7 protein-coding genes are annotated in these 7,528 nt (G+C 63.3%); 2 read left to right on the forward strand and 5 right to left on the reverse strand.

The annotated features are described in order from the left end of the window. Positions 1–131 precede the first annotated feature (131 nt). The 3 genes from ENJ19_02825 to ENJ19_02835 all read right to left on the reverse strand — a co-directional run bounded on the left by ENJ19_02825 (position 132) and on the right by ENJ19_02835 (position 3,753). Complete coding sequence (locus tag ENJ19_02825) at positions 132–983, reverse strand: hypothetical protein (GenBank protein ID HHM04660.1); 852 nt, start codon at positions 981–983, stop codon at positions 132–134. A 221-nt stretch (positions 984–1,204) separates the two neighbouring features. Next, positions 1,205–2,872: a mucoidy inhibitor MuiA family protein gene (locus tag ENJ19_02830; protein HHM04661.1), complete on the reverse strand. Its 1,668-nt coding sequence runs from the start codon at positions 2,870–2,872 to the stop codon at positions 1,205–1,207. Positions 2,873–2,973: 101 nt separating this feature from the next. Beyond that, on the reverse strand, positions 2,974–3,753 hold the full coding sequence (locus ENJ19_02835) for a DUF4124 domain-containing protein (protein ID HHM04662.1): 780 nt from the start codon (positions 3,751–3,753) through the stop codon (positions 2,974–2,976). Positions 3,754–3,778: 25 nt separating this feature from the next. On the opposite strand from ENJ19_02835, the gene ENJ19_02840 reads away from it, so the two are divergent. Continuing rightward, positions 3,779–4,537 (forward strand): sulfite exporter TauE/SafE family protein, encoded by a 759-nt coding sequence (locus ENJ19_02840; protein HHM04663.1) that lies wholly within the window; start codon positions 3,779–3,781, stop codon positions 4,535–4,537. A gap of 25 nt (positions 4,538–4,562) precedes the next feature. Here the strand turns inward: ENJ19_02840 and ENJ19_02845 are convergent, their stop codons facing one another. Together ENJ19_02845 and ENJ19_02850 are read right to left on the reverse strand one after the other, a co-directional pair. After that, entirely contained in the window at positions 4,563–5,333 is a 771-nt protein-coding gene (locus tag ENJ19_02845; protein ID HHM04664.1) for a hypothetical protein, read from the reverse strand. An 89-nt stretch (positions 5,334–5,422) separates the two neighbouring features. Next, positions 5,423–5,971, reverse strand: coding sequence for a cob(I)yrinic acid a,c-diamide adenosyltransferase (locus tag ENJ19_02850; GenBank protein ID HHM04665.1), 549 nt, complete (start codon positions 5,969–5,971; stop codon positions 5,423–5,425). A gap of 285 nt (positions 5,972–6,256) precedes the next feature. Between ENJ19_02850 and ENJ19_02855 the strand changes: the two genes are divergently transcribed. Beyond that, positions 6,257–7,303 carry a hypothetical protein gene (locus ENJ19_02855; protein ID HHM04666.1) on the forward strand — a complete coding sequence of 349 codons (1,047 nt, stop codon included), beginning with the start codon at positions 6,257–6,259 and terminating at the stop codon, positions 7,301–7,303. Positions 7,304–7,528 lie beyond the last annotated feature (225 nt).

The raw sequence follows: 7,528 nt of genomic DNA on the forward strand, positions 1-7,528 counted from the left end.
AGCCGGGCCGCGTGCATTCGCCGGCGTTGCAATGCTTTCAGGTCTCGTTTCATCTCTTACTCCGGTTGCCATTCTCACACAACCCTTTGGACAACCAAAATAAGAAAAAGTGTCAGTCATTTATGCAAGTCTCAATAATAGCGCCCGTCGTCGTGTGGCCCGAACGACTCCGCCATGGCCTGTGCCAGTCTGCGGGCAATACCCCGGTATGCGTCCAGCCAGGCGTCCACCAACAACGCTGTGGCCCAACGCCCGGTCTCCGATTCGTACAGGGCGGCGTAGTCGGCCAGCGTGCTGTCGGAAACCGAGCGGTACGCATAAGCCATGTTGAGTTCGGCATATTGCCGGGCGGGGGCCAGGCTGTCTTGGCGCATGCGGGCGAAGAACGTCTCGATCTGCCCAGGCTTCAAGCGCCGGTTTTGCGGAACGATGCGATTCATGCCCTCCATCATGGTGCGGGCCATCATCACCTGCATTGCCACCATCGCCTCCGCGGCGCCCTGGGCGCGCTCCAGCCGCCGGATCAGCTCAGCGCGCTCCGCGGAAAGCTGTCCCAGGGTGGTGTTGGCAAAGGCCATCATCTCCCGCCCGGCTTCCGGCGTTCCCGCTTGCAGCTCCAGCGCGGTCATCTGTTTGGCCACAGGGGTGTTCAGCATCGCCGCGAAATCAGCAAAGCGTGGCCCGTCGAAGTGACGGTCAAGGAAATTCACCACTGAACGGCGCACCTGCCCGGGATCCAGTGCGGTCAGAAATATCTCCTGGAATTGCTCATACTGCGCTCTGTCCACCGGCGGTGGGGGTTGCTGCTGGAAGCCCGTGCGCGCCATGTCGGGGAGCCGCACGATCATTTCGTCCATGCCCGAGAGCGACATGACCTGCTCGATCAGCGCCGCTTTTTCTGTGGGATCATCGTTGCCGGCATTCCCGGCGGCCGGCAGCGCCGCCACGCCCTGTCCCAGCCACAGCGCAAGGACCAGACCCACCAGCGCACTTTGGCAAAGCCGAACCGGGCTGCACCGGTGCTCTGCTTGAATCACAACGGTATTCATTTTCTCCATCCCCTGCGCAACGCTTGCCCCTTTTTTCTCACCGGAGCCGGACAACAGCAACCATACCCGCTGTTTGCAGACGGCAGTCGATCCGCTCCGGACGCTCCTGATATTGGCCCGCCGCAGATATGTCCCCGCACGGCCGAAGGGCATGTCTATAAGCCCTGCAGCGCCAATTCCGCTGGATAGGCCACCGAATAGACAAACCGTATTTCGTTCTTTTCCCCCGCCAGATAATTTTTGCGCCAGGCCAGCACGCCCTGTTTGCCGTCGACGTCGTATTGGCTGACAGGGCTGGTGTTTTTTTCATCCAGTTTTACGGTGATGCGCTTGTCCTGGGGCACGGGCAGCTGGTCTAGCACGGTAATGTCCATGGCGCGCTGGTGATGGTTGGTGATGGTGATGCGGTAGCCGCGCTCCAGCTTTTTGTTGCGATTGAAGATGCCTCCCGGGGAACTTACAGCAGCGTCGATGTGATAGCGCACTTTCAGTTTGTCGTCCTTGCCGAAGGACAGCTTCACCCGTTCCCCGGGCCGGATGAGCGGCAGGCGGGCGTTGCCGACGAAGACGTTGTCACGGAACACGCTCACCGGGCCGGGCAGCAGCGGTGCGGCACCGGGGTAGCGGAGTTCGGCGTAGAGGTAGGCGGCCGGATCCAGTTTGGGGATGGACAGGGCGGCCAGGGTGGCGGCCAGAGGTTCCTGGTGGACGGTGAAGTAGTGGGGTTCGTTGTCGGCCGGGACCGTGGCGCGTCCCGGGATGAGGTATTCGGTAGCGAATTCCGCACCGGCGATCTGTGCCGATTCCGGTGCGGCGTCGCGTTCGTCTTTCATTTTGGCGCGGGGGCGCTCAGCCATGGGCGAGGCCAGTTGCTGCATCAGGGCGCGTGAGCGGGGCATGGTCTGTTCGGAATCAAACAGCGCTGCGGCGGGCGGGCGGAGGTCGATGGTCCAGGGCGGCAGTTCCGGCAGGCTGGCCTGGAAAGCGGGGCGGGCGGTGGACAGCCGCAGGGTCACGTCGATCCAGTCTTCCCCGGTGCGCTGGCGCACGGCGGCGCGCTGGATGAGGGTGACGGCGCCGCCGGCGGCGTCCAACCGGGCTTCGTACACGGGCGTCCAGGAGGCGCCGGGCAGTTGGTAGCTCAACTCAAAGCGGGCCGGGCCGGCCTGGTCCGCATGCACGTCGAATTGCACTTGTTTGCTTTGCCGCTGGCCGGTGTGTATGCCTTGTAATGTGTTTTTGATCTTGGTGATCTTTTTCAGCAGGTCGCGAATCTGGATTTCTTCTTCCTGGATGCGCCGGTAGCTGTCACTGGCGCCGGTGCCGATCTGGGTCCAGGCGGCTTTCCAGCGCGCCGGTTCCAGTTGGTTGCGGCGCAGGTCTTCACTGATGGTGGCGGGGGCGGTTTTGCCCAGGGCTTCAATGAAGGCGAGTTGTTGCCTGAGGGCTTTGATGCGGTCGCCGGCGGCGCGTTTTTTGTCTTCCAGCGCGGTGAGTTCGTTCTGCAGGCGCTGTTCCTCCTGCTGGGCCAGGGCGCCCAGAAACACCCGCCGGCTTTGCACCGGGCCCAGCGTGAGCGCCACCTTGCCGTGGCCGGCGACACGCAGGGCATTGTCCGCCAGGGTGGCGGGCAGACCGCTTACCACGATGCGGCTGTCGCCCGCGGGCAGCTCCACCGAGAGTGTGCGGGTGACCTGGGCGCGGTCGGGGTAGAGGGTGACGGCGCTGATGCGGCTGTCTACCTCCAGCGTCGCAGCCGCTATGGCGGGCCACAGGATGAGAACGGTGATCAGTGTTTTTGCGAGAACGCTGAAGGCGGACATGAATGTTTCCCTGTTGGCCGGGCCGGTATGGTGCAACGGCTAGCGATTGTAGCGCGTTCCGGGGGGCGGGGCGACGGCCTCGGCCAGGGCTGCGGAGGGGCCTAACGCCGTTGCCTGAGGGCCTTGTAACGCGCGATGTCTTCGCCAAAGCGTTCCTTGAGGGCCGCCTGCTGGACCCGCTGGGCGTGGATGTAGCCTTCTTCGTGAGTGATCTGGTCACGCAGGACTTTGATGTTGTCGGCCAGTTCCCGGGGGACGGGTTCGCCGCGGCGTTCGGTGTTGGCCGCGCGTTCGAGTTGGCGGGCCAGCTGTTGCTGCAGGTTGTTGATTTTGCGTTGGGCCACGTTGATCAGACCTTCCAGGGTGGCCAGGCGGCGGTCGCGGGTTTCTTCCAGGTCTGCCACTGAGGTGAAGGTGTCCAACAGAATTCTGTCGTACTCGGCCTGCTCGGCGGCCCGGCGTTGTTGTTCCGCCCGCAGCTGCGCCAGCCGCTGCTCTTCGGCGATTTGCTCGGGTGTTTTTGCCGGCTCGACTTTTTTGACGACCACGCCCTGGCTGTTGATGACCCAGTAGGCTTTGTTGATGTCGTGGGGGGGCAGGTAGTCGCTGTAGTGGACCTTGCCGTCGTCACCGATCCAACGGTAGGTGTCGGCCCCGGCCGGCTCAGGTGTCAGGGTGAGCAGCAAGCTGCCGCCCAGCAGCGCGCCGGCGGTGCGCCGGAGAGTAGAATAGAGATCATCCCTGTTCAACAGCGTCCGCAGCGGCGCTGTTGTCATGCCAAAGAGGGTGCCGCGGCCCCATGAGGACGGTGTCCGCGCCGGGGGGGGTGGCAGGCGGAATAATCGTCGCACGGTCCCTTTCACCATGTAATGACTACCCATTTGTCTTTTTCAGGAGGTCTTGCGTTTGGCCTGGATCGACCAAATCCTGCTGTTGTTCATTTCCCTGCTGGCCAATTTGTTCTCTGCCTTTGCCGGGGGCGGGGCGGGCTTGATCCAGCTTCCGGCCCTGATTTTTCTCGGTCTTCCCTTCGGCGTGGCCCTGGCAACTCATAAGGTGGCCAGCGTCGCTTTGGGTATCGGCGCCACCGCGCGGCACTTAAGAGAACGGGCGCTGGAGGCGCGTTTCGCCGCGTTCATTCTGGCCTGCGGGCTGCCGGGGGTGGTGCTGGGGGCCAGCGTGATCTTAACCGTGCCGGACCGCTTTGCTCAAATCGCCCTGGGGGTGCTGACCATGGGACTGGGTGCTTATTCTTATTTTCGCCCGGCCCTGGGCCTGACCCATGCGCCGCGTCATCGCGATACCTGGGGCACTATTGCGGGGGGTGGCGTTCTGTTCGGCATCGGGGTGCTGAACGGCTCGCTGACCTCGGGCACAGGCTTGTTCGTCACCTTGTGGCTGGTGCGCTGGTTCGGCCTGGACTACCAGCGCGCCGTGGCCTACACGCTGATCCTGGTGGGGCTGTTCTGGAATGGCGGTGGTGCCTTGACCCTGGGGCTGCTGGCGGAGATACGCTGGAGCTGGTTGCCCGCCCTGCTGCTGGGTTCCCTCCTGGGAGGCTATCTGGGCGCCCATCTGGCCATCGCCAAGGGTAACCGCTGGATCAAACGGGTGTACGAATGGATCACCATTGCCGTGGGGCTGAGTTTGATCCTGGCCGGGTGATGTGCCTGCATCGGTTGGGCCTTGCCTAGCGCGCCGTGTCGTGCGCGATCTTCCGCAAGGTGGGCACGGCCAGGCCGTGGGCATCCGCCAGGGCCAGGGCGCGCTGGAGCCGGAGGGGGGCGCTGCGCCCCATGCAGCGGTGCCCGGGGTCGCCTGCGAAAGCCTCCAGCATGCCTTGGAGCAGGCGCTCGTGGGACGGGGGGGTGGCCACCAGGTGGTCCTGGATGGTCATGACGTCCTCCGCCACGGCCCGCGCCAGATCCCGGTGGCGGGCCCACAGTTCGCTCACGGTGCCGCCGGCGACCAGACCGGCGATGTTGGTGGTGAGAATATAGACGTTTTTGCGCACCAGTTCATAGACCAGCTCTTCTTCCCGGATGAGGGGGCGGGCGGGGATGTCCACCGCGGCCAGGGCCGCGGTCAGCAGCGCCGCCCGGGGGCCGTACACCGGGGAGGGCAGCAGCACTTTGACGTCCCTGCCCTTCTTTTTCTCGAACCAGATGGCGGTGACGGTGGGCTGTTCCAGGCCGTGGGCCTCCCAGTCTCGCGGCAGCAGCTCATTTTGCAGCAGGCCCAGGCGGTTTTTCCAGACGCCGGGTACGGCGTCCAGGGTGGGGTGCAGATCCCCTTCCGCCACGGCCACCAGCACCAGGGCGGGGTCGGGCAGGGTGTGGGCGGCCTCGTTGATATCCGTCTCGCGGATGACGGGGCAGACGGGGTGGCCGCAGCGCAAAAAGCCGCGGGCGAACACGCCCCCCAATTCACCGATGCCGATGATGACGATGGTTTGTTTCATGGTCAGACCTTTGTGGATGCAGTGTTGGCCGGCGGCGCCCGGTCATTGAAGGTGTCCAGTGGATCGGGGGCGGCCGTGAGCGGCCGTTCTCAATTCCATTCGCGGCGCCACTGGGGCTCGCCGCGGTCTTCCTCCCGGCTCAGTACCCGCGCGGCCACGAACAGCAGGTCGGACAGGCGGTTGAGGTAGATCAGGCTTTGATCGTTGAGGGGCGCGGTTTGGGCCAGGCTCACCAGGTGCCGCTCGGCCCGCCGGCAGACGGCCCGCGCCAGATGGCAATGGGCAGCCGCCGGTCCGCCGCCGGGCAGGATGAATTCCTTGAGGTGGGGCAGGTCTTTGTTGAATTCGTCGATGGCCTGTTCCAGGCGTTCCACGGCGCGGGGCTGGATCAGGCAATGGCCCGGAATGGAGATTTCCCCCCCTAAGTCAAACAAATCGTGCTGAATGCGGGTCAGCAGAGGGGTGAGTTCGTGGCCGCGGGCGAGGGAGAGCACCACGCCTATGGCGCTGTTCAATTCATCGATGTCGCCCAGGGCTTCCATCCGGGGGGCGTCTTTGCTCACCCGGCTGCCGTTGCCCAGGCCGGTCTGGCCCTGGTCGCCGGTGCGCGTGTAGAGCTTGGAAAGGCGGTGTCCCATTGTATTCCTCCACGACGTCAAGAGGGCCCCGCTTGCGGGGCCGCAAGAGTAGCACGGCTGCTCATGGCGCTCCAGCCGGGGCGGGTACCACGGGCGCGCTATTCGCCTATATTCCTTAAAGTTTTAGCGCCCAAGGCCGATGTGTTTCACAGGGATGTGTCTCTGTTCACGGAAGAAGGGGTTGTTTTCAAAGGGAGTGCTCTGCCAGGGAACCATGCCCCGGGCGGCGGAAGCGGTAGGGATATACGACTATCGCACTGGCTCGTGCCAGCTCAGGAAACCGCGATGGTCAAGCAAGGACATGCCACGGTGTTGCACCACCATGACAGCTTTGATTTGACCATAACCACATATGAGGGCATGAGTATGAAGAAATCTAACTGGGCGGTTTCAACCATGGGTTCGGTTGCCTTGATTTTGTCAGGCGCCGCTGTGGCTGATCCGCCGGCCGCGTTCGATGTCTGGACGGCGGTCAACACCGGCTCCGGGGCCACAGTCACCTTCGGTGATTATGACTCGGGGACGGCGGGAACGCAGACCTGCCCGGCCGGTTACACCTGCGGTACGCCGGTGACCGGCAGCGGTTTTCTGCAACGGCAGTTGACGGACAGTTCTGGGAATCAGTACTTCCAGACCATTGTCATTCCCGAGACTTCAGGTAGTGCGGGTGGAGACGCTCCTTCCAGCTTGTCCTTCGCGGATGAAAGTTTTGTACGGGTCGGGGTGGACGGCATGTCCGGCCAACAGCGTGCCGTCGATTCGACCACAACCAGTGGTGTGACTACAACTTTCAGTACCGCGACCATCGTCAATTCCGGTTGGGCGTCGGGCGGTTCCACCTATAAGGATCTCGATGTCAGTCAGGCCATCACCGTCAATGATGGTTCGCAAGACACCTTGTATAACGCTTTTACTTTGCAGATGAACGGTCCGTCCACCAGTCCGACAGGCAAGTTCATCAGCGTGGAACAGGGCGTGATGATCGAGGCGGGGTCCAATACAGGGTCCAATGCGGACGACGACATGCAGAAGTTTGTGATGAAAGAGGCCGTTGGTGATCTGAACAGCGCGGCACATACCCTGGGCTCGCCGGTGCTGTTGCCCAACAGCACCACGGGCACCGACGTAGCGTGGTCCGGCACCGACGATGTGAAAGTCATCTGGGTGGGTCAGCAGATGGTGAAATCCGGCGTGGATTCCTTCCGCTACCAATTCTATGACAACATCACCTCGGCGGCCGATGACTCCATCAGCGACTTCGAAGTCGGCCAGTCCGATCCCTGGACCTGGGTGAACCCCTTCGGCTCCACTCCCACCATGTCCGTGCCTTAAGGGACAGGCACATTCGTTTCTATGCCGGTTTATTCGCCCTACGCATTGACATGACCGGCCACGGGAGGGCTTGCCCCTCCCTTTTTTTGTGGTGCGCCAGGCATGGCGCGTAGCGCCGTGACTGGCGCTATTTCCCGAGCTGTGGTGGCGAGGGGATGACTTGGGGGTGCAAGTCCCCTACCGGCCCGGCAAGGGGAACGGTTAGCCGAACGGCAAAGGTGCCCA

Source organism: Gammaproteobacteria bacterium (genome assembly GCA_011375345.1).
Classification (GTDB): domain Bacteria; phylum Pseudomonadota; class Gammaproteobacteria; order DRLM01; family DRLM01; genus DRLM01.

Bases quoted from the DNA above. Each gene is read 5' to 3' on its own strand.
- ENJ19_02830 (HHM04661.1), bottom strand. From the start codon at position 2,872: ATGTCCGCCTTCAGCGTTCTCGCAAAAACACTGATCACCGTTCTCATC.
- ENJ19_02835 (HHM04662.1), bottom strand. From the start codon at position 3,753: ATGGGTAGTCATTACATGGTGAAAGGGACCGTGCGACGATTATTCCGC.
- ENJ19_02845 (HHM04664.1), bottom strand. From the start codon at position 5,333: ATGAAACAAACCATCGTCATCATCGGCATCGGTGAATTGGGGGGCGTG.
- ENJ19_02850 (HHM04665.1), bottom strand. From the start codon at position 5,971: ATGGGACACCGCCTTTCCAAGCTCTACACGCGCACCGGCGACCAGGGC.
- ENJ19_02855 (HHM04666.1), top strand. From the start codon at position 6,257: ATGGTCAAGCAAGGACATGCCACGGTGTTGCACCACCATGACAGCTTT.